This is a genomic window from Enterobacter cloacae complex sp. P16RS2 (assembly GCF_014982155.1).
In the GTDB taxonomy this organism is placed as follows: Bacteria; Pseudomonadota; Gammaproteobacteria; order Enterobacterales; family Enterobacteriaceae; genus Enterobacter; species Enterobacter cloacae_M.
Genome location: NZ_JADCKW010000017.1, coordinates 15255 through 40639 on the forward strand (window position 1 = coordinate 15255; position 25385 = coordinate 40639).

25 protein-coding genes are annotated in these 25385 nt (G+C 53.6%); 7 read left to right on the plus strand and 18 right to left on the minus strand.

All coding sequences use genetic code 11. The annotated features are described in order from the left end of the window. Positions 1–16 precede the first annotated feature (16 nt). Positions 17–826 carry a bifunctional DNA-formamidopyrimidine glycosylase/DNA-(apurinic or apyrimidinic site) lyase gene (mutM, locus tag INF68_RS12175; protein WP_023309890.1) on the plus strand — a complete coding sequence of 270 codons (810 nt, stop codon included), beginning with the start codon at positions 17–19 and terminating at the stop codon, positions 824–826. A gap of 2 nt (positions 827–828) precedes the next feature. On the opposite strand, the gene coaD is transcribed toward mutM, so the two are convergent. The 7 genes from coaD to rfaQ all read right to left on the minus strand — a co-directional run bounded on the left by coaD (position 829) and on the right by rfaQ (position 7721). Next, positions 829–1308 (minus strand): pantetheine-phosphate adenylyltransferase, encoded by a 480-nt coding sequence (gene coaD, locus INF68_RS12180; RefSeq protein ID WP_109845890.1) that lies wholly within the window; start codon positions 1306–1308, stop codon positions 829–831. A gap of 3 nt (positions 1309–1311) precedes the next feature. Next, entirely contained in the window at positions 1312–2082 is a 771-nt protein-coding gene (locus INF68_RS12185) for a glycosyltransferase family 2 protein (RefSeq protein WP_126786493.1), read from the minus strand. Continuing rightward, positions 2082–3356, minus strand: a complete 1275-nt coding sequence (gene waaA, locus INF68_RS12190) for a lipid IV(A) 3-deoxy-D-manno-octulosonic acid transferase (RefSeq protein WP_029740803.1) — start codon at positions 3354–3356, stop codon at positions 2082–2084. Before waaA ends, INF68_RS12185 begins: the two co-directional genes overlap by 1 nt. 66 nt (positions 3357–3422) lie before the next feature. After that, positions 3423–4412 carry a glycosyltransferase gene (locus tag INF68_RS12195; protein WP_126786492.1) on the minus strand — a complete coding sequence of 330 codons (990 nt, stop codon included), beginning with the start codon at positions 4410–4412 and terminating at the stop codon, positions 3423–3425. An 11-nt stretch (positions 4413–4423) separates the two neighbouring features. After that, positions 4424–5524 (minus strand): glycosyltransferase, encoded by a 1101-nt coding sequence (locus tag INF68_RS12200; protein ID WP_045400325.1) that lies wholly within the window; start codon positions 5522–5524, stop codon positions 4424–4426. A 2-nt stretch (positions 5525–5526) separates the two neighbouring features. Further along, the gene (locus tag INF68_RS12205; protein WP_109845887.1) at positions 5527–6654 is read right to left on the minus strand and encodes a glycosyltransferase family 4 protein; all 1128 of its coding nucleotides are present in this window, start codon (positions 6652–6654) and stop codon (positions 5527–5529) included. Beyond that, entirely contained in the window at positions 6651–7721 is a 1071-nt protein-coding gene (gene rfaQ, locus INF68_RS12210) for a putative lipopolysaccharide heptosyltransferase III (protein ID WP_126786491.1), read from the minus strand. Before rfaQ ends, INF68_RS12205 begins: the two co-directional genes overlap by 4 nt. 150 nt (positions 7722–7871) lie before the next feature. On the opposite strand from rfaQ, the gene INF68_RS12215 reads away from it, so the two are divergent. After that, positions 7872–8828: a polysaccharide deacetylase family protein gene (locus tag INF68_RS12215; protein ID WP_126786490.1), complete on the plus strand. Its 957-nt coding sequence runs from the start codon at positions 7872–7874 to the stop codon at positions 8826–8828. 23 nt (positions 8829–8851) lie between these two features. On the opposite strand, the gene INF68_RS12220 is transcribed toward INF68_RS12215, so the two are convergent. Genes INF68_RS12220 through rfaD form a run of 6 tightly spaced genes read right to left on the minus strand, consistent with a single transcriptional unit; the run spans position 8852 to position 15046 of the window. Further along, complete coding sequence (locus INF68_RS12220; protein ID WP_126786489.1) at positions 8852–10063, minus strand: O-antigen ligase; 1212 nt, start codon at positions 10061–10063, stop codon at positions 8852–8854. After that, positions 10051–10959, minus strand: a complete 909-nt coding sequence (locus INF68_RS12225; protein WP_126786488.1) for a glycosyltransferase family 2 protein — start codon at positions 10957–10959, stop codon at positions 10051–10053. The genes INF68_RS12220 and INF68_RS12225 overlap by 13 nt, the downstream gene beginning before the upstream one ends. 5 nt (positions 10960–10964) lie before the next feature. Then, entirely contained in the window at positions 10965–12074 is a 1110-nt protein-coding gene (locus INF68_RS12230) for a glycosyltransferase family 9 protein (RefSeq protein ID WP_126786487.1), read from the minus strand. Between the two features lie 3 nt (positions 12075–12077). Beyond that, a complete protein-coding gene (rfaC, locus tag INF68_RS12235) occupies positions 12078–13061 on the minus strand; it encodes a lipopolysaccharide heptosyltransferase RfaC (RefSeq protein ID WP_126786486.1) in 984 nt (327 codons plus the stop codon). A 3-nt stretch (positions 13062–13064) separates the two neighbouring features. Continuing rightward, on the minus strand, positions 13065–14111 hold the full coding sequence (gene rfaF / locus INF68_RS12240) for an ADP-heptose--LPS heptosyltransferase RfaF (protein WP_032661897.1): 1047 nt from the start codon (positions 14109–14111) through the stop codon (positions 13065–13067). A 2-nt stretch (positions 14112–14113) separates the two neighbouring features. Then, the gene (gene rfaD / locus INF68_RS12245) at positions 14114–15046 is read right to left on the minus strand and encodes an ADP-glyceromanno-heptose 6-epimerase (protein ID WP_008502707.1); all 933 of its coding nucleotides are present in this window, start codon (positions 15044–15046) and stop codon (positions 14114–14116) included. 215 nt (positions 15047–15261) lie between these two features. Here rfaD and kbl point away from each other — a divergent pair, with 215 nt between their 5' ends. Further along, a complete protein-coding gene (gene kbl, locus INF68_RS12250) occupies positions 15262–16458 on the plus strand; it encodes a glycine C-acetyltransferase (protein WP_024906617.1) in 1197 nt (398 codons plus the stop codon). A 9-nt stretch (positions 16459–16467) separates the two neighbouring features. Beyond that, positions 16468–17496 carry an L-threonine 3-dehydrogenase gene (gene tdh, locus INF68_RS12255; RefSeq protein ID WP_023309906.1) on the plus strand — a complete coding sequence of 343 codons (1029 nt, stop codon included), beginning with the start codon at positions 16468–16470 and terminating at the stop codon, positions 17494–17496. Between the two features lie 27 nt (positions 17497–17523). On the opposite strand, the gene INF68_RS12260 is transcribed toward tdh, so the two are convergent. Together INF68_RS12260 and INF68_RS12265 are read right to left on the minus strand one after the other, a co-directional pair. Beyond that, positions 17524–18438: a hypothetical protein gene (locus INF68_RS12260; RefSeq protein ID WP_047651781.1), complete on the minus strand. Its 915-nt coding sequence runs from the start codon at positions 18436–18438 to the stop codon at positions 17524–17526. Positions 18439–18453: 15 nt separating this feature from the next. Continuing rightward, complete coding sequence (locus INF68_RS12265; RefSeq protein WP_109845879.1) at positions 18454–19659, minus strand: glycosyltransferase; 1206 nt, start codon at positions 19657–19659, stop codon at positions 18454–18456. Between the two features lie 205 nt (positions 19660–19864). Between INF68_RS12265 and INF68_RS12270 the strand changes: the two genes are divergently transcribed. Then, positions 19865–20665, plus strand: coding sequence for a glycosyltransferase family 2 protein (locus INF68_RS12270; RefSeq protein ID WP_126786485.1), 801 nt, complete (start codon positions 19865–19867; stop codon positions 20663–20665). A 3-nt stretch (positions 20666–20668) separates the two neighbouring features. On the opposite strand, the gene INF68_RS12275 is transcribed toward INF68_RS12270, so the two are convergent. From INF68_RS12275 to gpmM, 3 genes are read right to left on the minus strand one after another with little or no spacing between them, the layout of a single operon-like run. After that, a complete protein-coding gene (locus tag INF68_RS12275) occupies positions 20669–21601 on the minus strand; it encodes a divergent polysaccharide deacetylase family protein (RefSeq protein ID WP_193525322.1) in 933 nt (310 codons plus the stop codon). 3 nt (positions 21602–21604) lie between these two features. Beyond that, a complete protein-coding gene (gene envC / locus INF68_RS12280) occupies positions 21605–22864 on the minus strand; it encodes a murein hydrolase activator EnvC (RefSeq protein ID WP_229231479.1) in 1260 nt (419 codons plus the stop codon). A gap of 33 nt (positions 22865–22897) precedes the next feature. Continuing rightward, the gene (gene gpmM / locus INF68_RS12285; protein WP_023309912.1) at positions 22898–24442 is read right to left on the minus strand and encodes a 2,3-bisphosphoglycerate-independent phosphoglycerate mutase; all 1545 of its coding nucleotides are present in this window, start codon (positions 24440–24442) and stop codon (positions 22898–22900) included. Between the two features lie 247 nt (positions 24443–24689). On the opposite strand from gpmM, the gene INF68_RS12290 reads away from it, so the two are divergent. After that, positions 24690–25121, plus strand: a complete 432-nt coding sequence (locus tag INF68_RS12290; RefSeq protein WP_023309913.1) for a rhodanese-like domain-containing protein — start codon at positions 24690–24692, stop codon at positions 25119–25121. 11 nt (positions 25122–25132) lie between these two features. Then, complete coding sequence (gene grxC, locus INF68_RS12295; RefSeq protein ID WP_023309914.1) at positions 25133–25384, plus strand: glutaredoxin 3; 252 nt, start codon at positions 25133–25135, stop codon at positions 25382–25384. Position 25385: the final 1 nt, after the last annotated feature.

The window sequence follows — 25385 nt, forward strand, 5'->3', positions numbered from 1 at the left end:
TCTCAACGGAGGAACCATGCCTGAATTACCTGAGGTAGAAACCAGCCGTCGCGGCATTGAGCCCCATTTGGTCGGGGCAACGATTCTTCACGCGGTGGTCCGCAATGGACGTCTGCGCTGGCCGGTGTCCGATGAGATCCATGCCCTGAGCGATAAACCCGTCCTTAGCGTACAGCGTCGCGCTAAGTACCTGCTGCTGGAGCTGCCCGACGGCTGGATTATTATCCACCTGGGGATGTCCGGGAGCCTGCGCATTCTTACCGAAGAACTGCCAGCGGAAAAGCACGACCACGTCGATCTGGTGATGAGCAATGGCAAAGTGCTCCGTTACACCGACCCACGGCGCTTTGGCGCGTGGCTGTGGACGAAGGAGCTGGAAGGACATAACGTGCTCGCGCACCTGGGCCCGGAACCGCTTTCAGACGCGTTTAACGCGGAATACCTCAAGGCGAAGTGTGCGAAGAAGAAAAGCCCGATTAAGCCCTGGCTGATGGATAACAAGCTGGTGGTCGGCGTGGGGAATATCTACGCCAGCGAATCGCTGTTTGCGGCCGGGATCCATCCCGATCGGCTGGCCTCTTCGCTGTCCGCGCAGGAGTGTGAGCTGCTGGTCCGGGTGATTAAGGCGGTACTACTGCGCTCGATTGAACAGGGCGGGACAACGTTGAAGGACTTCCTGCAGAGTGACGGCAAGCCGGGCTATTTTGCCCAGGAACTTCAGGTGTATGGCCGTAAAGGTGAACCGTGCAGAGTCTGCGGCACGCCCGTTATTGCTACGAAGCACGCCCAGCGCGCCACGTTCTACTGCCGTCAGTGCCAGAAATAGGGTTACTTTAGCTTTTCCATCAATGCCTGGTGGACGTTCGTCGGCAGGAAATGGGAGACATCGCCGTGATGACGCGCCACCTCTTTTACCAGTGTAGAAGAGATAAACGACCACTCTTTGGAGGGCATCAGGAACACGCTCTCCAGCTCCGGCATCAGGTGGCGGTTCATGTGCGCCAGCTGCATCTCATACTCGAAGTCTGCCACCGCGCGTAAACCACGGATAAGAATGTTTGCCTGCTGAGCGCGGGCAAAGTTAGCCATCAGGTCGCTAAACCCGACCACCTCAACATTCGGCAGGTGCGAAATGGCATCGGTGGCGAGCTGTACGCGCTCGTTGAGGTCAAACATCGGCTTTTTGCTGGGGCTGGCGGCAATGGCCAGGATCACCTTGTCGAACATGCACGCCGCACGGGTGATGATATCAAGATGACCGTTGGTGATCGGATCGAAGGTACCCGGATAAATCGCTTTTGTGCTCATGGCTCACGTTTTCTCTGAGTAGCCGCGGCAGAGCGCCCACAGCTCGGTGTATTTGTTGAAAGTATACTGGGCATTCACTACCGCGAGTAACCAGCCCTGCTTACCGTCCAGCACGCCACCACGCAGCAGCAGCGTTTTCAGAAACGCGCCCAGCGTGTGGGTGAAAATACCCGTCAGCGAGGCCTTCTTGCCGCGCTGGTGACGCTCCTGCGCCCATGCGGTGGCATAGTTGAGCTGTTTACGCTGGAAGCTCGCGAAATCACGGCAGGTCAAGTGCAGCAAATCGCCCTTCAGGGGGATCACCTGAGCGCTATCGCAGCTCAGGGATTCATGTACCAGATTGTCGTTGTACTGATACCGCTCGCGTTCGTAGAGGCGCATCACGCGGTCAGGGTACCAGCCGCTGTGGCGCATAAAACGGCCAAGAAAGTAGTTGCGGCGGGCAATGCTGTATACGGCGCCAGCCTGGGGCGAGGAAAGCACAGCCTGAATGGCCTGCTGCAGCTCCGGCGTGATGCGTTCGTCGGTGTCGAGCATCAGGATATAATCACCTGTGGCATACCCCTGCGCACGCTGGCGCTGGATACCGTAGCCTTGCCAGTCAGCGTCGACAAAGACGTTTGCGCCCGCTGCCCGGGCAACGTCCACCGTGTTGTCCGTACTTCCGGAGTCAAGAATGACTATCTCGTCAGCCCAGGCAACCGACGCCAGGCAGTCCGGAAGCAGGTCGGCGGCGTTTTTGGCGATCATCACGACCGACAGACGCGTTGACATCAGTGGCTCCGCTGGGGCAGATAAGGTTGCAGAAGCTGCAGCAGTCGGGTCAGTGCGCCCTGGTTCTGGTGCAGCACTTCGACGGCATGACGCCCGTACCACAGGCGATAATCTTCGTCAGTCAGAAGGGTCGATACCTCTTTAACCACCGAATCCGCATCGGTCACGGTAATTAAACCATCGGCCTGCTGTAATTTCGCGCAGATATCTTTGAAGTTAAACGTGTGCGGCCCCATCAGTACCGGAATGGCGTGGGCTGCCGGCTCCAGCGGGTTATGACCGCCGCGCTCGACCAGGCTGCCACCGACAAACGCGAGGTCAGCGATTCCATACAGCAACATCAGTTCGCCCATTGTATCGCCAATCACCACCTGGGTGCTGCCGGAAGGGATTTCACCGCTGCTGCGCAGCGTGAAGCTAAAGCCGCCTTTCTGGACCATTTCACGGGCATCCTTAAAACGCTCCGGATGGCGAGGCACGAGGATCAGCAGTAAATCAGGGAATTTTTCCAGCAGCTTGCGGTGAGCCTGCAGGATGATCTCTTCTTCGCCATCATGGGTACTGGTCGCAATCCAGACCTGACGACGCGGGGCCCACTGGCGACGCAGTGTGATGGCACGGGCTGCGAGCTCAGGGGTAACGGAAATATCGAATTTCAGGCTGCCCGTTACCGCAAGCTGGTTGCGTTTCAGGCCCAGAGAGATAAAGCGTGCTGCATCTTCTTCATTCTGCGCGGCAATCAGCGTGATTTTGCTCAGCAGGCGACGCATAAATTTACCCAGCTTGCCGTAACCTTTCGCCGAGCGCTCTGACAGGCGCGCGTTGGCAATGACCAGCGGAATTTTACGGGCATGCAGGGCGGAAATCATGTTCGGCCACAGTTCGGTTTCCATCACGATCACCAGCTTCGGGCGAACGGTGTTGAGGAAACGATTCATGGCGCAGGGCAGATCGTAAGGCAGATAGACGTGCTGCACGTCTTTGCCGAAAGCGGATAACGCGCGCTCCGAGCCGGTTGGCGTCATCGTCGTGACGGTGATTGGCAGCGACGGGTAGCGGTGACGCAGGGCGCGAACCAGCGGGATCGCCGCCAGCGTTTCACCGACAGAAACGGAATGCAGCAAAATACCGTCCGGTACGACTTTATTGCGGCAGAAGCCATAGCGTTCAGCCCAGCGTTTACGATACGCAGGCGCTTTCCGGCTACGAAGCAACAGTCTCAGCCACACCAGTGGCTGAATGATGTAGAGCAGAGCGGTATACAACAATTCCAAGCGATTATCCGTTTTTTTAGTTTCGGCGGGCAAATTCTAAGCATTTAGGCCAGGTAAAGCTATCTCTTATGCCAGATACCGTTTCAAACGGAAATAACGTCGACCCAGCCGCCAGCGCAGACGAGGACTTTTTGCACTTTTCCAGATGAGTTTCCAGATGCCTGTTTCGAAGAACTCTTTAATAATCATTGATTTCTTCTTCTCATCCTTCATGTTGTCGAAGGTGTGAATAATGCCCAGCCCCTCTTTGGCAATTTGCCAGTGGCAGGCAGGGATCCCTTTTACTTTGTCCGGGTAACGCTGATTGATGGCATCGAGCATCTGCAGGATTTTCATGTAGTGACGCGCGGAGCGAATTAGCGTGTCGTCATTGTCCGGCATATGGGACACCGATGCAGAGTGAATGTAGTAGTCGTAATAACGTTCACTGGTGTACTGAACCCGCTCTGCCGCAAGCAGCACTTCGGTGGTCCACGGAATATCCTGATGGCGCAGGCCGGGTTCGAAATGGAAACTGTGTTGACGGATAAAGTCGTGGCGATAGATGTTCAACCAGGTGACGTGAAGGAATTTACGTGAATCCAGCGCCATTTTTAACCACGCAGGGCCAGCCATGACCCCTGTGGAAGCTAGTTTGTCTTCAGGGAAGATCGGGCGTGAGGGTTTCTTGTTGTTCTCCCAGACGTAGTTCCCGTTACAGGTGGCGACATCCAGATCCTGCGTGACGGCCATATCCAGCAGGCGCTGGTACATGCCGGGTTTAAAGACATCATCAATATCCGGGAAAGAGAGATATTGACCCGTCGCAACGGCCAGACCGGTGTTACGCGCTATGGATACGCCCTGGTTTTGCTGTTCTATAACCTGCATCTGCGGCAGTTTTTCTCGCCAGTTTTCGACGATCTCCATCGAGCGGTCAGTAGAGCCGTCATTGACAATGATGACTTCCATGCTGTCGATGCGTTGATTGACAAGGCAGGTAAAGAACTGATCCAGGAAAGCTTCACCGTTATAAACGGCAACCACCACGCTTAGCAATGGGGCAGAATTTTGCATAAGAAACCTGATTATTTTTGATTGTCGACCAGAGCAATATATTGCTGGCAAATGGCACTGATACCGAACGACGCGATGGTTGCATCGCCAACGACCGGCGGGGCGGTATAAATATCCGCCAGCGTTTTTGCCAGTGACGCGTCATTTAACTCTGCCAGCCCGCGCGCTAAGGCTCCGGTGAGGATTTCAGCAGGGCCTCCGGGGCAATTTGTACTGACCGGTGGCGTCTGACAGATAATGGCTTCGACCAGCACATTACCAAAACCTTCGCAGTCAGAACTTAACACTAAAAGGCGTGCCCCTTTAATCCAGGGATAGGGATTGGAATCGAACGGGCGGAAAACCGTTTTGTTTTCAATACCCAGCTCGGCTGCAAGCTGCTTGAGTTTGCGAATTTGAGCGTCAGATCCATTGCCCATCATGACCAGCGTAGTGTCAATTTTACTCAGGGCGAACGCACGTAAGAGTCGGTCGTGGCGTTTGTGCTCATGGAAGCGGCCAACATGAATAATGTAATCCTTTCCCTGCATTTCGAAGGGCGCATCCGCCAGACGCTGAATTTCAGGAATATCAAAAGGATTATGGATAACCGCTTTGCGTCGAAGATTGAGCGCCAGCGTCTCGGAAAGATCTTTCAACACGGCGCCTGAGACGGCGACAACGTTGCGGTTTTCGTAGGTATGACGAATTTTAAGATGTTTAAACCAGCGCGAAAGTCCGCTGCGATGGCGAAGATAGGAAAACGAGAACATGCCATGCACGCAGAACCAGACTTTGTCACGTTCCAGCGCGCGGCAGTGCGCCACAATGCGGTCTGTCTTGTGCAGGTGAGAGAACACCACATCAAATTTGCCGCTGCGCTCAGCTCGCTCAATCGCCTGATCAAGCAGTTGGGCGCGGCGTGGGATCTCCGTCAGCTTTCGCCACGGTTTTTTACATGTGTCCTGAACAACCTGATAATCGATGCCTTCCGGGATGGCGTAGTCGCACACTTTCCGCAGAGAGAATAGAGAGACCTGATGCCCCATTTCTATTAACCCGCGGGAGAGTGTAAGAACCGTTTTTTCGGCTCCTCCACCGGGTAAACCATCAATAATCATTAGGATGCGCATTTTTAATCCAGTAATTTTTGATAAAGCGTAATAAGCTGACTTGATAGTTTTTCGGGAGTGGCGTCTTTTACACGTTCACGTGCCGCTCGTCCCATATTGTTATTTTTTTCCAGTGAAGGGATAGCGGCTACCGCTTCCTTCAATGTACTGATATCAAGTGCGTCACAATAAAATCCGTTCTGGCCTTGTTGAATAAATTCTGCACCACCGCAACTCTCTGAAGTAATGACGGGCAAGCCGCAGGCCATCGCTTCAAGAATGACGTTAGGAAAGGGATCATACAGCGTTGGCAACAGTAAACCATCGGATAGCTGATAAAAAGGCAGAGTTTCTTTTTGCATCCCCAGGAAACGGATTTGCCCCTCGCAGCCTAAAGAACGGGCGAGGTCGCGGTAACGACGTTCTGCTTTATCTTGCCCAACCACAATCAGCCAGGCAGATGTTCCAGCAATAGCGCGTATGGCGCTGGCTAATCCTTTTCGTTCAAACCCTGAGCCTACAAAACAGAACACAACGGCATCGGCTGGTAAACCAAATTGTTGGCGCAAAATCGCACGCTGTGCCTCCAGGGCCGGAACGAAGCGGCTGGAATCAATAGAATTATAAATCACATGAATTTTCTTTGCGTCAATATCAAAGTCTTCAACGATTTCGCGTTTGATCATCTCCGCATTACAGATTACGGCTTTTAACTCAGGCGCCTGATACATTTCCCGTTCCGCACGCATCACATAGCGGTGATAACGGTCATACATCAGCATTTGCGCACGCCAGGCAGGTAAAATGCGCGCGCGCTGCAGCAGCCAGCGACGATGCACCCCATCACCCGCGCGATAGATATCACACCCCGGGATGCGCTCATGGCTTTGAACAATATCAAACTGCTGTTGCTGCCACAGCGCGCGCGCGGCCTGTGCAAATCCGCGTTCTCGACTGATACGGCCCCATTTTTGAGGGTTGCAAATGTGGATATGCCAGTCGTCTTGCTTCTCTCCCTGCCACTCACGCGTAATGACGTTGAGCTCAAGGTTCTGATTGCTCAGCGCGGTGAGAGCGCGCGAAACGAAGCGCTCCGCTCCGCCATCAGGGCGATACTTTTGGCGAACAATGGCCAGACGATGGTGTTTCATGACAGATATCTCCTTGCGGCGGAGACGACAGCATCAACGGGAATGGCGTCGAGATAACGTTCTTTCGTTTTGGTATCAATGGCATCCGGATCGGGTAGCGGGCCGTAATCGCCGGCCCAGATCACTTCCCCTTTAACCTGCCACGGTGACCAGAACGTCAGTTTTGATGGACCAAACAATGCCACGCAGGGCGTTTGAAGCGCGGCGGCCATATGCATTGGAACGGAGTCAACGCCAATAAAAAGACGCGCATGATGGATGAGTGAGGCCAGCTGGCGCAACGTTAGCTGGCCCGCCAGAGAGACGACTCCTGTCTTCGGCGAGGCGGCGAGAATGCGATCGATCATCGCCAGCTCTTTTTTATCCGGCCCCGCGGTGAGCACAACCGTATGGCCCTCCTGCTGCAGTGTAGAAATGGTTTGCGCCATTTTGTCTTCGCTCCAGCATTTAAAGAACCAGCGGGACGTCGGCTGGATCACGATGTAGCTGTCGCCAACACCCGTCTGCGTCAGTCTTTGACGGGCATAATCCCAGTCCTCTGCGGCGTAGGCCATGGTGACGGCAGGCTGCGGCGCGACAGGTAATGGCCCCAGAATGGAGAGATTCTGCTCGACCGTATGCAGGGATTTGTGGCCGTCGACAGAGACCAGATCGGTGTGACAAAAACGCCAAAAGGCACTATTGCGTTTGTTAAACGCAAATCCGAGGCGAACGGGTGCGCCGGTGAAGCGGGTGACGATCGCGCTACGCCATTGATCGGCCAGGTTAATGACCAGATGATAATGCTGATTTCTTAACGCACACAGTAGCTGCCACTCTTTTTGAAGATGCTTCAGCGTGCCCAGCTGCTTCCATTTACGATCGATTCCATAAATTGTACCGATCGCCGGATGCGCGGCGAGCATATCGCGCGTTTCTTCATACAGCAGGACATCAATCTGCGCCTGCGGCCATTTTTGACGTAATGAATCAATGACGGGAGTGGTCAGCAACATGTCGCCATGATGGCGGAGTTTGATAAGTAAAATGCGCAAATCAGGTGTGTCAGGTAAGTTATTCATCATCATCTTATCGGCGTTGTACTGATGGCAATTCTAATAGACCTGATAGCGACTTGCACTCTTTCTCCATAATCTCAGTAATTTCCCAGGAAGGGTTTACTCACGCTTTGGAGAGTGCGTAACATAGCGCTAACTTTCCTGTCTTGCGGACTCATTATGAACAAACCAGCGTTTATCATCACGATTGATACTGAGGGCGATAATCTCTGGCAAAATCACCGCGTCATTAAAACGGAAAACGCGCGCTATCTGGCGCGGTTCCAGGCGCTTTGTGAGCGTTTCGGCTTTAAGCCCGTGTGGCTGACCAATTACGAGATGGCGATCGAGCCCGTTTTCATCGAATTCGCCAGGGACGCGATCGCCCGCGGTCAGGGCGAGGTGGGGATGCACCTTCACGCATGGAATAGCCCGCCGGAACACGATCTCACGGGAGATGACTGGCGCTGGCAGCCTTATCTGATTGAATTTTCGGATGAGGTGATGCGCGAGAAAGTGCTCTTTATGACCCGCCTGCTGGAAGAGACATTTCAGACCAAAATGTTAAGCCACCGTGCCGGACGTTGGGCATTTGACAGTCGCTATGCAAAATTGCTCGTTGAACTAGGGTACCAGGTTGATTGCTCCGTGACGCCACGCGTGAACTGGCGCAACGCGAAGGGCGCTCCGCAGGGTAATGGAGGAACAGATTATCAGCATTTCCCCGACCACGCCTATTTCATGGATTTAGATAATATTTCCCGGGCGGGCAATAGCCCATTACTCGAAGTGCCGATGAGCATTCAGTATAAACACCCGGCGTGGTTGAACACGATCAAACAGGGTTACGACAGGCTTCGCGGTAAATACCGCTCACCCTCGGTCAACTGGCTAAGACCTTCCGGTGGGAATGTGGCGCAGATGATTCAGGTTGCACAGCAATGCCTGTCTCAGGGAAGTGAGTACGTGGAGTTTATGCTTCATTCGTCGGAATTTATGCCGGGCGGAAGCCCCACGTTTAAAGATGAGGCGGCGATCGAAGGGTTGTATCAGGATTTAGAAGCGCTCTTTAGCTGGTTATCCGACAAGACGGTCGGGATGACGCTGGCGGAGTTTTATCAATACAAGAAAAAATAATGCCCGCCAGGCGGGCATTACCATTAACGTTGCCTGGTTTGCGAAAAAGGAGTACTCAGCGCAAATACGCTGACAAAGAAGATTACAGCCTCTGAACTCAATAGTATGACGTCCGTCAGGCCATAGAGTAACAAAAGAAGCATGGTCGTCAGCAGCAGGCCATTTCTGTTTTTAAGTGCGTAAACGATCATTGATATATAGAAAAAGCATAATATCGCAAGCCCGGGGATCCCCTGCAGCGAATATTTTTCAATAAACTCATTATGCAGATGCACCCTGATAAACTCGAGCGCAGCCGCGAGGTGTGGGTGCCCATTTTTTACATATTGTTGTGTCCATACTTCACGGTCTTCAACTGACTGCCCGAAAGGATGAGCAAGTCCGTTTTGAATACCCACATTCCACATAGAAAAACGTGCACCGAGCGAGGTTGCATCATTACCTTTTTGATAACTTTCAACTTCAGCTTGTGTTTGTTGTATCTTTGGTAAAATTAATGGCTTGTAGCTGACGATAACAATACCCGCCACAATACATAAGAAAATCAGCGTTGATTTAAGGTGTATTCTTTTGAATTGATAAAGCGTGAGTACAATCGCCAGGATTAAATATAATCCCATTGCGGCACGCGTGCCCGTTAGAAGAATAACAAAATAAGATATTAAGATGATGAGTCCTGCGGCTACATACAGTTTTATATTTTTCTGTAGATAAAGGCTGTATACAAACGCCAGCGACAGTACAGAGTAAACATAGGCCGACACGGTCGCACGGTTTATGGCCATCTCAATACGTCCCATACCCTGTGATGCCTGCCATAAGCCATAGCCAGTGGCAAGTATAAACCCTGCACCAGAGGCGTATAAAAAATATTTCTGGAAGGAAGCTTTATCAATATAAGACTTAAACCGGTCAAGGTAAAAAATGAGAATACTTGCCAGAATTAATTTTTTACTTGCACCGAGATAATCGCTATAAACGTTCAGACCTTCGCTATGATATTCATACACCAGATACCAGCCAAGATTGAGCAGTCCAATTAACAAGATCGGCAATGCGATAGAAAAAGGACGCACTGTGATTTTTTTATATTCGCATGCTAAGCCGATAATGCTGGCATAAATAGCAATATAGAAAAACTCTCGCTGCTTACCTGAACTCAGCAGCGCCAGCGCAAGCGAAATAAGGCTCAAAATCAGCGTCAGCTGATAAAGCCGCAGTTTTACTTTTTCCATAATGCCTCAATGACCCTTTTTTTGTAGCTGAAACGTACATCTCTGGAGAAAAAGAAAGAGAGAGAATAAAGTGCATTGACCCGCTGTTTAACCAGTTTGAGTTGCATGTCAGTCAGATGCTGCCGATGGTTACTGTAGATATCAAACCAGTGACAATTAACAAGATGCTTAAAAGAACGAGGGAATGTTTTTTCCATTTGCAATGTGCAATCAACCAGCGTAGCGATTTTACTGGCGTCGAGACGACTCGACAAACTATCGTTACGTTTGATGTAATAATAGTGTCCCTGACGCTGATAGACTATTTTACTCGCTTGCATCAGCATGCCGGGAAATACGGCGAAATCTTCATAGCAAACCATCGAAGGAATCGGGTTATTTACATACAATTTCCGATGAATAAATTGCCCGATGAGATGTGCCTGAAAATCTTTGTGCTGCAGGAATCGCTTTATTGCCTCATATTGCGACAAAGCAACCGGAGAGAACCCCTGCCAGTCAGCTGTAATTTTTTTGGTGTCGCGAATTTCCAGCAGGCGCGTCAGTAGCATATCAGGGCGCTCTGATTTGAGAAACGCCACAGCGTCCCTGATGCTGCCCGGTTTCAACCGGTCATCGCTATCCAGCATGGTAATGTATTCACCTGTGGCCAGTGAGAGGGCACTGTTTCGAACATGACCTACGTTACGGTACTCGACGTATCGGGATTGCGCATTCGGAAGCATTGGCAGCCACGCTTCAATAATATCCTGCGTTGAGTCATTGGAACTGTCGTTAAAGATAATGATCTCTACATCATCGCCCGCACCTTCAATCGCGTTTTGCAGGCTTTCTAACGTAGTGTGAAGCGTATCTTTGGCGTTATGCGCGGCAATAATGATGCTAAGAAAAGCCATAATAATCAGTTTTCCTGAGCATCAAAGGAGTATGCAGTTGCGTTAATTGTTGGTAACTCGCAAATAAAATTTTTGAGGTCACGTAGCGCTTCGTCTGTTACAGCGAAGAGTTCTTCCCGGCTCTGTGAGAAGTAATATCGTGTTTCAAAAACATATGAGCAAATGTTGTCATCATTACCAATCAGCAATACGTTGCCCAGAGGACGCTGTTCATAGTGGCAACAAGGCCCGAACAGTAAAATTACCGGCACGTCAACCGCATCGGCAATGTAGACATTCCCCGAGTCAGACGCGATATAGCAATCCATTTTAGAAATGGCCCACGGCAGCTCTTCAAGCGAGATTTTGCCAATCAGGTTAATAAAGTTGGGCAGTTCACCGTAAGCGCGGGTGATGTCATCCATCCACGATTGTTCATTCGGGGCGCCAAACACATAAAACTCGCAGGGCAGGTCGACGAGACGATCGGCAATTTGCTTCCAGATGACCGGCGGAACGGTTTTCGCTTTATTTCCCGCGGCTACGCTGATGCCAATGCGGATCACGCCGGGTTTATCGAGGATTGCCGGATAGGTCGCCGGTTTGAAAAGCGGCTTTGTGGCGTGCTTTGGCGAGTCTTTCCAGGTTAAGGTGCGATCGGCCAGTTTAAGATAGTTCGTGACCGACAGCGTCTTTCTGCCGTGTTCAACAGTGCCGTCTGCCGTTGCATAGAAAATACCGTGATACCATCTGCGCGTGTAAGTGCTTAAAAACTGTTTGTTTTTAGCGTTACATACGGAGGCGAAAAAGAGGTTCACGCTGTTGGGTTGCAGGAGATAGACATTGTCATAGCGGTTCATGATCCGGCAGGCAAAGACCAGCTTTCGCCACAGGTTACGCTTATGCTGCTCGATAAAAAAAATCTTATCGATCGTCTCATCATGTTTTGCCAGCGCACCCACGCTACGACTGATGAGCACGTCGCTTTTTTGCAGGTATGCCAGAAGGGGCGTTGCATTAACAAAATCGCCGATTTTTGCTGTCTGAATGACCAGGTTTTTACCTGTCTCTTTGCGGAACAGCTTCCGGATAAGCTTCACCGGAAAGAGTAAAATCAGCAGAAATACGTAACTCATGCGTTAGATATCCCTGTTGGAAAGCCAACGGCTGCCCTGTAAAAATGAAAAAATAGCATCTGCGCTGATATCCTTCGTTTGCTGGGTCGGGCTGACCATCTGATGCTGGTTTTTGCCGTAACCCCCGATCAATCCAGGATCGGTCGGACCAAAAATCGTAATATTCGGACGATCCAGCGCCGCGGTTAAATGGCTTAAACCTGTATCAACGGAAACAACAGCATTCGCTCCCGCCAGCTGCGCGGCAACCTGCGCCAGCGTGAGTTTCGGCAATACCTCGACGTGTGGAAAACCTGCTGCCAGACGCTCTGCACGCTGCCGCTCATGTTCGGCACCCCACGGGAGTTTAATATGGATGCCGGTGGGTTGCATTAGTTCAATCAGGCTTCGCCAGTGCGATTCCGGCCAGTGTTTATCGTCGCGCGTTGTGGCATGCAGGAAGACAAGATAAGGCTGAGCACAGGGATCTGTATTGTGCAAAAAGTGCTGCGCAATGGCGTAGTCGCCCTGGGTTTCCGGTTTCGCGTAGCCCAGGCTTTTGGCAAACAGCTCGCGGGTACGTTCGACGGCGTGCTGTTGCTTTGCGATGTGGTGGCGACGATTATAGAACAGGCTCGCCAGCGGTTCGCGGGCAGTGTGCCAGTCCATGCCGTGCTTTACGCCGTGTGCCAGACGCGTCACCAGCGCGGCGCTTTTCACCAGCCCCTGGGCGTCGATGATGGCGTCGTAACGCTGCGCCTGCACCGCCTCATGGAAGGCTCTACGTTCGGCTTTAATCGGCGCGGAGAACCACGCTTTGCGCCAGCGGCGAATCGCCACCGGTATCACGCGGTCAACCGCTTCATGCCAGGTGGGGATCTGCGCGAAGCCTTCTTCCACCACCCAGTCAAAACGAATGCCGGGAATGGCCCGCATGGCGTCCGTCAGTGACGGGAGCGTATGCAGAACATCGCCCATCGAAGAAGTTTTAACGATCAGTACCCGCATTCGTTATCCTTCTTCACTCAACAGCAGTTCGTTAAGCTCTTCGAGAACGCGCTCTGGCGTAATGTCGATCAGGCTCTGATGGTAGCCTTCTGCGGCATCGCCCTTGCGAACTTTATGGTAGCCCGTGATCAGGCGGATGACGCGCGCTTTATGAGAAAGCGGGGGCGTGAAATCCGGGCTACTTGGTCCATACAGCGCCACCAGCGGGCGGTTGAGCGCGGCAGCGACGTGCATCAGGCCCGAATCGTTGCTGACCACAGCCTTACAGGCGGCAATCAGAATAACCGCCTGTTCAAGCTGCGTTTCTCCCGCCAGGTTGCGGCACCAGGCCTGCTGTTCATTACTGAGCGTCGCGAGAATTTCGTTGCCTGCCTCGTGGTCCTTTGCCGAACCGAACAGGACAATCTGGTAGCCTTCGTCAATCAGCTGTTTCGCCAGCTCCGCATAGTGGTAGTGCGGCCAGCGTTTTGCCGGGCCGAACTCGGCGCCAGGGCAGAAGCCAATCATCGGGCGTTCAGACGAAAGGCCAAACGCGTTACAGGTCTGGGATTTTTCACCGTCGTTAACCTGAAGCTGTGGCCAGAGCAGCGGCTGCGGCAGGTCTTTCGCGCTGCGCATCACGCCTTTGTCGTAGGCCAGCGCCACATAGCGCTCCACCATCAGCGGCCAGGCCTCTTTATCCAGCACCCGCGCATCGTTCAGCAGGCCGTAGCGCATTTCACCGCGCCAGCCGGTGCGATGTGGAATACCCGCAAAAAAGGGCACCAGGGCGGATTTAAAGGAGTTTGGCAGGACATACGCCCGATCGTAGCGCTTCTCGCGCAGGCTATGGCCGAGTTTACGGCGTTCGCCAATTTCCAGCGCCCCGTGGCCAAGCGGCATCGGGATCGCCTCGTTCACTTCCGGCATACGCGACAACAGCGGACGGCACCATGCGGGTGCCATCACGTCGATTATCGCCTGGGGATAACGCGCCTTGAGCGTGCGATAGAGACTTTGCGACATCATCATGTCGCCCACCCATGACGGGCCGATCACCAGAATCTTCATACTTATGCGTCGCGGTTCAGCCAGGCCATATATTCCGTTACGCCTTCGGCAACGGTCTTGAACGGCTTGTCGTAGCCTGCGGCGCGCAGGTTGGTCAGATCGGCCTGGGTGAACGCCTGATAACGGCCTTTCAGCTTGTCAGGGAACGGAATGTACTCGATGCTGCCTTTTTTGTGATAAGCCAGCGTTGCGTCAGCCACGGCCTGGAAGGACTCCGCGCGGCCGGTACCCAGGTTGAAGATGCCGGATACGCCGTTTTCCCAGAACCACAGGTTCACTGCGGCAACGTCGCCTACGTAAACGAAGTCGCGCTTAAAGCCGTCGCTGCCTTCGAACAGTTTCGGGCTTTCGCCGTTATTCAGCTGGGTGTTCAGGTGGAACGCCACGCTCGCCATGCTGCCTTTGTGGCCTTCGCGCGGTCCGTAGACGTTGAAATAACGGAAGCCGACGATCTGCGAGTTCGCTTCTGGCAGCACCTGACGCACGTACTCGTCGAACAGGAATTTGGAGTAACCGTAGACGTTCAGCGGCTGCTCGTACTCGCGGGATTCGATAAAGTCCGAGGTGCGGCCGCCGTAGGTTGCCGCGGAAGAGGCATACAGGAACGGAATTTCACGCTCCAGGCAGTAGTGCAGGATCTCTTTGGAGTACTGATAGTTGTTGTCCATCATGTACTTACCGTCCCACTCGGTGGTGGAAGAGCACGCACCTTCGTGGAAGATGGCTTCGATCTCGCCGAACTCTTCGCCTGCCATAATCTGGATAAGGAAGTCTTCTTTATCCATGTAGTCAGCGATGTTCAGATCCACCAGGTTGACGAACTTGGTGCCGTCTTTCAGGTTGTCAACCACCAGGATGTCGGTGATGCCCTTGTCATTGAGAGCCTTAACAATATTGCTGCCGATAAAGCCCGCGCCGCCGGTAACGATGATCATAACTGTAACCTTTGAAGTGTGGAGCCCGGGGACAATCCCGGACGCTAATGTCTCTATCATATCATTAGTATGGCTGCCCTTCAGCCATTCACCTTCACAGCGCAGGGGTACGCGTGATTTATGCTGCAAAAACGACAAGAGATGACGTGTCATCTCGTCATGAACTATAGGTTTGGGTAATATGTCCCGAAATTTGCCGAGTCTGGAGAATTGCAATGCGTGGTGATTTTTACAAACAGTTAAACAGCGACCTCGACACCGCACGTGCGGAAGGATTGTTCAAGGAAGAGCGTATTATCACGTCTGCCCAGCAGGCGGACATCACCGTTGCCGACGGCAGCCATGTGATTAACTTTTGCGCGAACAACTATTTAGGTCTTGCGAATCACCCTGAGCTGATTGCCGCTGCAAAAAACGGCATGGACACCCACGGTTTCGGCATGGCCTCCGTACGCTTTATCTGCGGTACGCAGGACAGCCACAAGCAGCTTGAGCAAAAGCTGGCGAGCTTCCTCGGAATGGAAGACGCGATTCTGTACTCCTCCTGTTTTGACGCCAACGGCGGTCTGTTTGAGACCCTGCTTGGTGCAGAAGATGCGATTATCTCCGACGCCCTGAACCACGCCTCCATCATCGACGGCGTACGCCTGTGTAAAGCGAAGCGTTTCCGCTATGCCAACAACGACATGGTCGAGCTGGAAGCACGCCTGAAAGAGGCGCGTGAAGCGGGGGCTCGCCACGTGCTGATCGCCACCGACGGCGTGTTCTCCATGGACGGCGTGATCGCCAACCTGAAGGGCGTTTGCGACCTGGCGGATAAATACGACGCGCTGGTGATGGTCGATGACTCTCACGCGGTCGGTTTTGTCGGCGAAAACGGCCGCGGTTCCCACGAATACTGTGACGTGATGGGCCGCGTGGACATCATCACCGGTACGCTGGGCAAAGCGCTCGGCGGCGCGTCCGGCGGCTATACCGCCGCGCGTAAAGAGGTGGTCGAGTGGCTGCGCCAGCGCTCCCGCCCGTATCTGTTCTCCAACTCCCTGGCGCCGGCCATTGTTGCTGCCTCCATCAAAGTGCTGGAGATGGTGGAGTCCGGCGCTGAGCTGCGCGACCGCCTGTGGTCCAACGCCCGTCTGTTCCGTGAAAAAATGAGCGCCGCAGGGTTTACCCTGGCCGGTGCTGACCACGCGATCATTCCGGTGATGCTTGGCGATGCGGTTGTCGCGCAGCAATTTGCTCGCGAGCTGCAGAAAGAAGGGATTTACGTCACCGGGTTCTTCTTCCCGGTGGTGCCAAAAGGTCAGGCGCGTATCCGCACCCAGATGTCTGCGGCGCATACGCCTGAACAAATTGAACGTGCGGTGGAAGCCTTTACCCGCATCGGCAAACAGCTGGGCGTAATTGCCTGAGGACGTGTGATGAAAGCGTTATCCAAACTGAAAGCGGAAGAAGGGATTTGGATGACCGACGTGCCGGAGCCGGAAGTCGGTCATAACGATCTGCTGATCAAAATTCGTAAAACCGCCATCTGCGGTACTGACGTTCACATCTACAACTGGGACCAGTGGTCGCAGAAAACCATTCCGGTACCGATGGTTGTCGGTCACGAATATGTCGGTGAAGTGGTGGGTATCGGCCAGGAAGTGAAAGGCTTCCAAATTGGCGATCGCGTCTCCGGTGAAGGCCATATTACCTGCGGCCACTGCCGTAACTGTCGCGGCGGGCGTACGCACCTGTGCCGTAATACCATTGGCGTGGGCGTAAACCGCCCGGGCTGCTTCGCGGAATACCTGGTGATCCCGGCGTTTAACGCGTTCAAAATTCCGGACAATATCTCTGACGATCTGGCCTCCATCTTCGACCCGTTCGGCAACGCGGTGCACACGGCGCTCTCCTTCGACCTGGTCGGTGAAGACGTGCTGGTCTCCGGCGCGGGCCCAATCGGCATTATGGCCGCTGCGGTGGCGAAGCACGTGGGCGCGCGCAACGTTGTGATCACCGACGTGAACGAATACCGTCTGTCGCTGGCACGCAAAATGGGCGTCACCCGCGCGGTGGATGTTTCGAAAGAGAGCCTGACCGACGTGATGGAAGAGCTGGGCATGACCGAAGGCTTTGACGTGGGTCTTGAGATGTCCGGCGCGCCGCCGGCGTTCCGCACCATGCTCGACACTATGAACCACGGTGGCCGTATCGCGATGCTGGGTATTCCGCCGTCAGACATGTCTATCGACTGGAACAAAGTCATCTTCAAGGGGCTGTTCATCAAGGGCATCTATGGCCGCGAGATGTTCGAGACCTGGTACAAGATGGCGGCGCTGATCCAGTCCGGTCTGGATCTGTCCCCGATTATTACTCACCGTTTCTCCATCGATGAGTTCCAGCAGGGCTTTGACGCGATGCGTTCCGGCCAGTCAGGGAAAGTGATCCTGAGCTGGGATAAGTAATCAAAAAGGGGCCTGAGGCCCCTTATTTTATTGCTTCTTTTTCTCTTCGTCCGTCAGGTAACGCACCTTGCGGGTGTAGTCCTGACCTTTGAACAGCAGTTTGTTATCCGGCGATTCAAGATACTTCTGCCATTCGGAGAGAGGGAAGCCGCCGTGCGCGCCAATCACCTCTTTCGGTACAACGGCTTCTTGACCACCGATCTTCTTGGAGACCGGCCAGTTCATCCAGTCGCCCAGGTTAACCGTTTTTAGATCCAGCATGTCCAGCAGCGCGGCGAGGGGTAATTGATCGGTCGGCGGCTGCGTGTCGTCCATCAGCTCCCAGGTATCCTGGAACAGCGTCAGCCACAGCGGGCAGATACGGCGCCAGGTTTTTTTTGTTGCCGCAAGAAACGCGCCGTTAACGTGATCGACCAGATACGGGCGCACCGTCTCCTTGTAATATGCCGGTACTTTCTCCGCTGGCGCACCGTCCAGCTTGGCAATCATTTTGCCCTGACGGAAGCTGGAGTAGATATGCATATCTGCCATGTTGATCTCAGGCATTTTCAGCAGGTTGAGATCGGAATCGATCATCAATACGCCTTCACCGCGCGCCTGCAGCGGGGCGTTAAGCTTCACCAGACGGCTGAGGTAGATCTGCTTATAGCGGTAACCTTCCTCACGAACCGGAAGGTTAAGCGTCACTACGCGTGTTTTCGGCGGCAGTACCCCAAAGGCGGATTCAGGCTGATCGCTGACGATGACGATTTCGCTCACCCCGGTGGCATAGCGTTCCGCGAAGGTGGCAGAGAGTAATGCTTCTTCGACGAAATCTGCGCCGGTACACGGAATCACAATAGAATCCACCGCAGCAAGCGCGCCCGTCACGGGCAGAGAGCTGTAAGGAATGTTGTGTCGCCCGGTGATATGACGATAGCGAGCATTAAGAAATTTAAACATAGTTATCTCGTTTGGTTAGTGCGCGCCAAGCACGGCTTCGACACCGCTGACATAGTTTTCGATGGCATAGGTATGACAGACGTTTTGGTATGCAGCCGCAGCCAGTCGAGCCCGCAGCTCCGCATCTGCCCAGATATTGTCCAGATGCTGTGCAAGCAGTGAAACATCGCTCCAGGGGAATAGCAGCCCTGTCGAATCATGATCAATCAATTCCGCCGTGCCGGTCACCTGAGAGCCAATCACGGGGATATTGAGAAGCATCGCTTCCAGCACTACGCGCGGCAGCCCTTCGCTTTTTGAGGCGAGAATAAAGGCGTCAAACGTAGCGAGGTAATCAAAGGGGGTATTCTGAAAACCGGTGAAGATGACGCGGGATTCAATTCCCAGCGCTCGGGCCTGTTCCGCTAAAGCGCGGCGTTCGGCACCTTCGCCGACCAGCACCATTTTCCATTTCGCCTGGGGATGCTTCTGGCTGAACTGTGCCAGCGCCTCCAGCGTGTGGTGGTTGGCTTTGCGAGGGATTAACGACCCGATACTGCCGAACACAAACGTGTCGTCATCAATGTTCAGGCGCTGGCGCATCGCGCGTCGGTCAGGTAAAGGCTGGTGGATGTCGATGGCATTATTGACCGTCGTACACAGTTCGGGCCGGACGCCATGCTCAAGCAACACGCGTTCAACGCCGTGCGAGACCGCGATGATTTTTGTGGCATGGGCATTCACCAGTTTCACCAGCGGTGGGGTCAAAACAGGTTCAATGCGGCAGTGCTGGATCAACCGCGTCTGCAGGTTCGCTGCCGCCAGATAGCCTTCCTCGTTTGAGCCCGGCTGGTTATTCATATAGAGCGTATCGAAACTGCCCTGCGTTAAAAGGGTTTCGATTTTGCTGACATTAGGCCTGATGCGCCACATGATATCCACATAACGTGTAAATGCCTTACGGGCGCCGCGTGAGAAAAACAGCAGGCTACGTCCCGCTTCCTTCAGCAATTTGGCCCAGACCGGCTGCTGGCGTTGAGGGATCACGATGAGTGGGATGCCGATGCCGTTGAGCACCTGGCCAATCGTCTCACCTTCAGCACGACTATAATCACTGTAAAAACAACAGGTAATATCGAATTTATCGCGATTAATTCGCTTCAGGAGCTCAAGCATACTGTTGGTGCCTCCCCCCCATTCTTTACCCGTATCCAGGAGGAGAATTTTACTTTTGTGCGGCATGTCTGAATCCGTGTGCTACCCTTCAACTGACTGCATTATAAAGAATCTGTTGAAATAAAATAGATTTTTCTATTTTATTGCGCTTCAGGATTAGACAACATTTCAAGCGTGCTTATTTGAAAAGTGTGATTCAGGACTTTAATCGTCTCTACTCATTTATATAGTATTAATAATATTAATTTAGGCTGCTATTGAGAGTGGGGAAATGTTTAAAATAACGGTCTGCTTATTAACGTTTAATTCTGAAAGATTATTACACGATGTTATCCCGCCTCTATTGAAAATAGCGGATGAAATTGTCGTAGTCGATTCTGGCAGTACGGACAAAACACGATATATTTGTGAAAACTTTGGCCTGCAACCCGTCTATAAAAAATTTGGCTGGCATGGCGAGCAGATGAACTATGCCATATCCTTAGCCAGCCATGACTGGGTCCTGTGCATCGACAGCGACGAAATTCTTGACCAGGAAACGGTTAATGCCGTTTTAACGTTAAAAGCAGGCGATGAGCCAGACCCGGGAATGGCATGGCAAATATGCCGCCACTGGTTTGTTCTGGGTGAGGAAGTCCGGACGATTTATCCTGTTTCATCCCCTGATTATCCTGTGCGTCTTTTTAACCGTAACCAGTCTCGGTTTAATAACCGACCGGTAGACGATCAGGTCGAAGGCTTTCTCCGTTGTGAACGTATTCCGGGTTATGTAAAACATGATACGTTTCCCACGATGCATGAGCTTTTTAACAAATTAAATTGTTATACAACCCGCCTGGTTCAATATCAAAAAATACGGCCCTCAATTGGGCGCGGCGTAATCAGCGCCATCGGGGCTTTTTTCAAATGGTATCTGTTTAGCGGCGCCTGGCGTAAGGGCAAAGTGGGGGTGGCAACGGGACTGTATGCCACAGCCTATAGTTTTTTGAAGTATTTCAAATCCTGGTATCAGCATCAGGAAAAAAAAGAGCCCGTTGCTAACGAGCAGACGGACTCTCAGATTGCGAAATAAGCGTCAGGCTTTCTTACCCCATCCCTGCCACTGCTGCTGGACGTATTTCACCAGCGTACTGTTACTGATGCTGTCTCCGATGACGGAGAAGAAGCGGGTTGCATAGACCGGTTCAAGCGGTTGCTTAGGTACACAGCGCTTGACGCCGCGGAACGGATTACGCGGCGCTGTCGGGACAGGCTGCGCAGAATTTGGTTTAGAGGTATCCACCTGCGGCTCGTTCAGCAGATCGCTCGGACGCACCAGCGTGATATCGGCAGGCAAGGTCGGCAGCATCTGCTGCAGAACGCGAACGGTAGACGGGTGCGGGTGACCGATGGCGATGGCTGAGCCATTGCGGCGGGCCAGCTGTACCGCGCGATTAAACTGCATGCGGATATCGGCTTCGTTCTGGGTATCATCCAGGAACACCTTGCGCTTAATCACCTTTACGCCCGTTCCCTGAGCGGCACGCATTGCCTGGCTGTTGCCGATGGTCATGCTGTCGAGGAAGTAGAGGTTGTAACGCTCCAGAGCCTGCATCACTTTGAGCATCCCGAACAGGCTTGATGTCATCGCGCTGCCCATATGGTTGTTCAGCCCTACGGCATACGGCACTTTGTTGTAGGCATCGCGGATGATGCGCTCGATATCCTCGCTGCTCATGTCCGGGCGAAGGGTATCTTTTTCCAGCGGCTGCTTGCTGAGCGGGGCCATCGGCAGGTGGATCAGCACCTGATGACCGCTGCTGTGGGCTTTGGTCGCCATCTCACGCGCGTGGGGCGCATTTGGAAGGACGGCGACAGAGATGGCCGACGGCATCGCCAGCACCTGATTTTCATAGTGTGGACGATAACCGAAGTCATCAATCACGATAGCGAGTTTACCTGCGTATACCGGTGCAGCCAGCGCCAGCGCGCTGACGACGGAGAAAACCATTCGACGAAATTGAAGCAAAACTTATCTTCCCAACCACGGCTGTGGATTGACCGCCTGACCCTGGCGACGAATTTCGAAATAGAGTGACGGGCGGCCCTGACCGCCACTGCTGCCCACAAGGGCGATGGGTTGGCCTGCGCGCACCTGCGTGCCGACGCTGACCAGCGCGCTCTGGTTGTAGCCGTAAAGACTCATATCACCTTTACCGTGTTCAACCACCACCACCAGTCCGTAACCCTGCAGCCAGTCGGCCAGAATCACGCGGCCATCGGCGATGGCTTTCACTTCGCTACCTTCAGACGCACCGATAACGATCCCTTTCCAACGTAGCTCACCCTGCAGCTGTTCGCCATAGCGATGCAGAATTGAACCACGAACGGGCCAGAAAGCCTGACCGCGAGGAGAACCCAAACCGCCGGTACGCGACATCAGAGATCGTTCGCTCTCGCTTGGCTTGTAGGTGGTCCCTTTGCGGGACGCTTCCTGCTGCTTGTCGCGAACGGCCTGCGCCTCGCGAGCCTCTTTTTCGGCGCGCGCTTTCGCCGCCGCTTCCGCACGGGCGATGCTGTTACGCAGTTTTGATTCGTTGGCGCGCATTTCGCTTAGCTGGCTCTGACCTTCCTGAATGGAGGATTCAAGGCCGGAAAGGGTTTTCTTACGCTCGTTGCGAGCCTGCTCAAGCTTCGCCTGCTGGGCCTGCTGATCGTAGAGCAGCGTCTGCTGCTGGCTCTGCTTCTCTTCCAGCTCGGCTTTTTGCGTGGAGACCTCTTCGCGCGTCTGCTTCAGCTGCGCGATCGTCTCCTGACGCGCCTGGTTGAGATAGCCAAAGTAGGCCTGCAGGCGCTGGCCGCGCTGGCTCTCTTCGCCGCTGAGGATCAACTGGAGTCCGGTATGTTCACCCTGGCGGAATGCGGCATCAAGCTGTGCGGCAAGATTGCGCTCCTGCGCATCACGCTGGCGCTCGAGTTTGGCAATCGACGCGTTCATCTCGTCGATCTGTTTATTCAACTGGGCGAGGGTGTTTTGCGTTTCACGGAGTTTACGCGTGGCGGCGGAGATCGCCTCTTCCTGCTGCTTAAGCTGGGCGAGCAGAGCGGAGCGCTGCTGCTGCTGCTGGCGTACCGCACGCTCTTTGGCGGCGATATCGGCCTGAATAGATTTCAGCTGGTCGCGGTCATCCGCGTGGGCGGATGCGGCGCACAGCAATACGCCAGCGCTGAGTGCGCTGGCGTAAAACAGAGGTCTGACTGATAACCTAAGCGGCTTCACGACCCATGTGATTGAAAAAATCGCCTTTCCCCTCATGGGGAGCGATTATTCCACGATGAACAGCGGCTTACCAGTCATCTCTTCAGGGATCGGCATACCCATCAGCGACAGCATGGTTGGCGCGATGTCAGAAAGCTTGCCGCCTTCCACTGCTTTCAGTGATTTATCACCCACATAAATCAGCGGAACAGGCAGGTTGGTATGGGCCGTGTGCGCCTGGCCGGTCGCCGGGTCGCGCATCTGTTCAGCGTTACCGTGGTCAGCGGTGATCAGCAGCTGGCCGCCAACGGATTCAACCGCTTTCGCTACCTGCTCAACGCAGTGGTCCAGCGCTTCAACCGCTTTCACTGCCGCTTCCATCACCCCGGTATGCCCAACCATGTCGCCGTTCGGGTAGTTACAGATGATGGTGTCGTACTTACCGCTCTCGATGGCCGCAACCAGTTTTTCCGTCAATTCTGCAGAGCTCATTTCTGGCTGCAGATCGTAGGTAGCAACTTTCGGAGAGTTGATCAGAGTGCGGTCTTCGCCTTTGAACGGCTCTTCAACGCCACCGTTAAAGAAGAAGGTCACGTGCGCGTATTTTTCAGTTTCGGAAATACGCAGCTGCGTTTTGTCGTTCTTCGCCATCCACTCGCCAAAGGTGTTTGCCAGAGATGCTGGCGGATACGCGCAGGGCGCTTTGATGTCTGCGGCGTATTCGGTCAGCTGGATGAAGTCCAGTTTTACCACTTTCTTACGGGCAAAACCGTCGAAGTCGCTGTTGACGAAGGCACGGGTGATTTCACGCGCGCGGTCAGCGCGGAAGTTCATGAAGATCAGCGCGTCACCATCTTCCATGGCGGCGTCGGCCTGGCCTTCAGCGCGGATCACGGACGCTTTAACGAATTCGTCGTTTTCATCACGAGCATAGGCCGCTTCCAGCGCTTCAACGGCGGTCGCGAACTGGAATTCACCTTTTGCCAGGGTCATCAGGTCATAGGCCTGTTCAACGCGATCCCAGCGGTTGTCGCGGTCCATGGCGTAGTAACGGCCAATGATGGACGCTACGCGGCCTTTACCCAGCGCGGCGAATTTCTCTTCGAAGGCTTGCAGAGAGCCTTTTGCACTGCGTGGTGGCGTATCGCGTCCGTCCAGGAAGGCGTGCAGATAGATTTTTTCCGCACCGCGCTCGGCGGCCAGTTCAACCATCGCCATGATGTGATCTTCGTGGCTGTGAACGCCGCCAGCAGAGAGCAGGCCCATGATGTGTACGGCCTTGCCAGCGGCAACGGCTTTATCGACCGCGCCAGACAGCGTTGGGTTGGAGAAGAAGGTGCGTTCTTTGATTTCAACGTCCAGACGCGTCAGATCCTGATACACAATACGCCCGGCGCCCAGGTTTACGTGACCGACTTCGGAGTTGCCCATCTGGCGGTCCGGCAGGCCCACTTCCAGGCCAGACGCGTCAATCAGCGTATGCGGACGTTTCGCCCACAGGGCATCCATGACCGGGGTTTTGGCGTTGAAAATAGCGTTATCCTGGCTATCTTCACGGTAGCCATAGCCATCCAGAATCACCAGTACCATAGGTTTTTTAGAAACCGACATTGCGACAACCTCATGCTCAAGAGTCAAAATTTGCGTAATTTTACTACAGCTGAATCGATCAAATAGCCGCAGAAGATCAAAGAAAGCGCAGGGGCAAGATGTTCACCAGACCATTTTGAGGCATTTTTTTAGGTGGCATGCCGCAGAAAATGGATTAGGTTATGGTCGCTGGCTGTATTTGCCAGAACGCACAGGTATACTCCTGTCCTGGTTTTTTTTATCACTTAGTCGGGAGTAGTTACCCTCCATGCAAGAAATTATGCAATTCGTTAGCCGCCATCCGGTTCTGAGCATCGCGTGGATTGGCCTGCTGGCTGCTGTGCTGTTCACTACATTTAAGAGCCTGACGTCTAAAATTAAGGTTATCACCCGTGGTGAAGCGACGCGTCTGATCAACAAAGAAGATGCCGTCGTGGTCGATCTGCGCCAGCGTGACGATTTCCGTAAAGGTCACATTGCGGGCGCAATCAACCTGTTGCCAGCTGAAATCAAAGCGAACAACGTCGGTGAGCTTGAGAAACACAAAGCCCAGCCGATTATCGTTGTCGATGCGACCGGCATGCAGGCACAGGAATCTGCCAGCGCGCTTCATAAAGCAGGCTTCGAAAACGTAACGGTGCTGAAAGAAGGTATTTCCGGCTGGAGCGGGGAAAATCTTCCTTTGGTACGCGGTAAATAAGGAGTTCAGTCATGGCCAATATTGAGATCTATACCAAAGCGACGTGCCCGTTCTGTCATCGTGCGAAAGCGCTGCTGAACAGCAAAGGCGTCACGTTCCAGGAACTGCCAATCGACGGTGACGCGATTAAACGCGAAGAGATGATCAAACGTAGTGGTCGCACGACGGTTCCGCAGATTTTTATTGATGCGCAGCACATTGGCGGCTGTGATGACTTGTATGCGCTCGACGCCCGTGGTGGACTCGATCCGCTGCTGAGCTAAG

Bases quoted from the DNA above. Each gene is read 5' to 3' on its own strand.
- INF68_RS12225 (WP_126786488.1), bottom strand. From the start codon at position 10,959: ATGGCTTTTCTTAGCATCATTATTGCCGCGCATAACGCCAAAGATACG.
- INF68_RS12195 (WP_126786492.1), bottom strand. From the start codon at position 4,412: ATGCAAAATTCTGCCCCATTGCTAAGCGTGGTGGTTGCCGTTTATAAC.
- coaD (WP_109845890.1), bottom strand. From the start codon at position 1,308: ATGAGCACAAAAGCGATTTATCCGGGTACCTTCGATCCGATCACCAAC.
- mutM (WP_023309890.1), top strand. From the start codon at position 17: ATGCCTGAATTACCTGAGGTAGAAACCAGCCGTCGCGGCATTGAGCCC.
- rfaD (WP_008502707.1), bottom strand. From the start codon at position 15,046: ATGATCATCGTTACCGGCGGCGCGGGCTTTATCGGCAGCAATATTGTT.
- INF68_RS12230 (WP_126786487.1), bottom strand. From the start codon at position 12,074: ATGAGTTACGTATTTCTGCTGATTTTACTCTTTCCGGTGAAGCTTATC.
- rfaQ (WP_126786491.1), bottom strand. From the start codon at position 7,721: ATGATGATGAATAACTTACCTGACACACCTGATTTGCGCATTTTACTT.
- INF68_RS12270 (WP_126786485.1), top strand. From the start codon at position 19,865: ATGTTTAAAATAACGGTCTGCTTATTAACGTTTAATTCTGAAAGATTA.
- INF68_RS12185 (WP_126786493.1), bottom strand. From the start codon at position 2,082: ATGTCAACGCGTCTGTCGGTCGTGATGATCGCCAAAAACGCCGCCGAC.
- gpmM (WP_023309912.1), bottom strand. From the start codon at position 24,442: ATGTCGGTTTCTAAAAAACCTATGGTACTGGTGATTCTGGATGGCTAT.
- INF68_RS12265 (WP_109845879.1), bottom strand. From the start codon at position 19,659: ATGCCGCACAAAAGTAAAATTCTCCTCCTGGATACGGGTAAAGAATGG.
- INF68_RS12290 (WP_023309913.1), top strand. From the start codon at position 24,690: ATGCAAGAAATTATGCAATTCGTTAGCCGCCATCCGGTTCTGAGCATC.
- tdh (WP_023309906.1), top strand. From the start codon at position 16,468: ATGAAAGCGTTATCCAAACTGAAAGCGGAAGAAGGGATTTGGATGACC.
- INF68_RS12260 (WP_047651781.1), bottom strand. From the start codon at position 18,438: ATGTTTAAATTTCTTAATGCTCGCTATCGTCATATCACCGGGCGACAC.
- rfaC (WP_126786486.1), bottom strand. From the start codon at position 13,061: ATGCGGGTACTGATCGTTAAAACTTCTTCGATGGGCGATGTTCTGCAT.
- INF68_RS12200 (WP_045400325.1), bottom strand. From the start codon at position 5,524: ATGCGCATCCTAATGATTATTGATGGTTTACCCGGTGGAGGAGCCGAA.
- kbl (WP_024906617.1), top strand. From the start codon at position 15,262: ATGCGTGGTGATTTTTACAAACAGTTAAACAGCGACCTCGACACCGCA.
- INF68_RS12215 (WP_126786490.1), top strand. From the start codon at position 7,872: ATGAACAAACCAGCGTTTATCATCACGATTGATACTGAGGGCGATAAT.
- rfaF (WP_032661897.1), bottom strand. From the start codon at position 14,111: ATGAAGATTCTGGTGATCGGCCCGTCATGGGTGGGCGACATGATGATG.
- grxC (WP_023309914.1), top strand. From the start codon at position 25,133: ATGGCCAATATTGAGATCTATACCAAAGCGACGTGCCCGTTCTGTCAT.
- INF68_RS12220 (WP_126786489.1), bottom strand. From the start codon at position 10,063: ATGGAAAAAGTAAAACTGCGGCTTTATCAGCTGACGCTGATTTTGAGC.
- INF68_RS12205 (WP_109845887.1), bottom strand. From the start codon at position 6,654: ATGAAACACCATCGTCTGGCCATTGTTCGCCAAAAGTATCGCCCTGAT.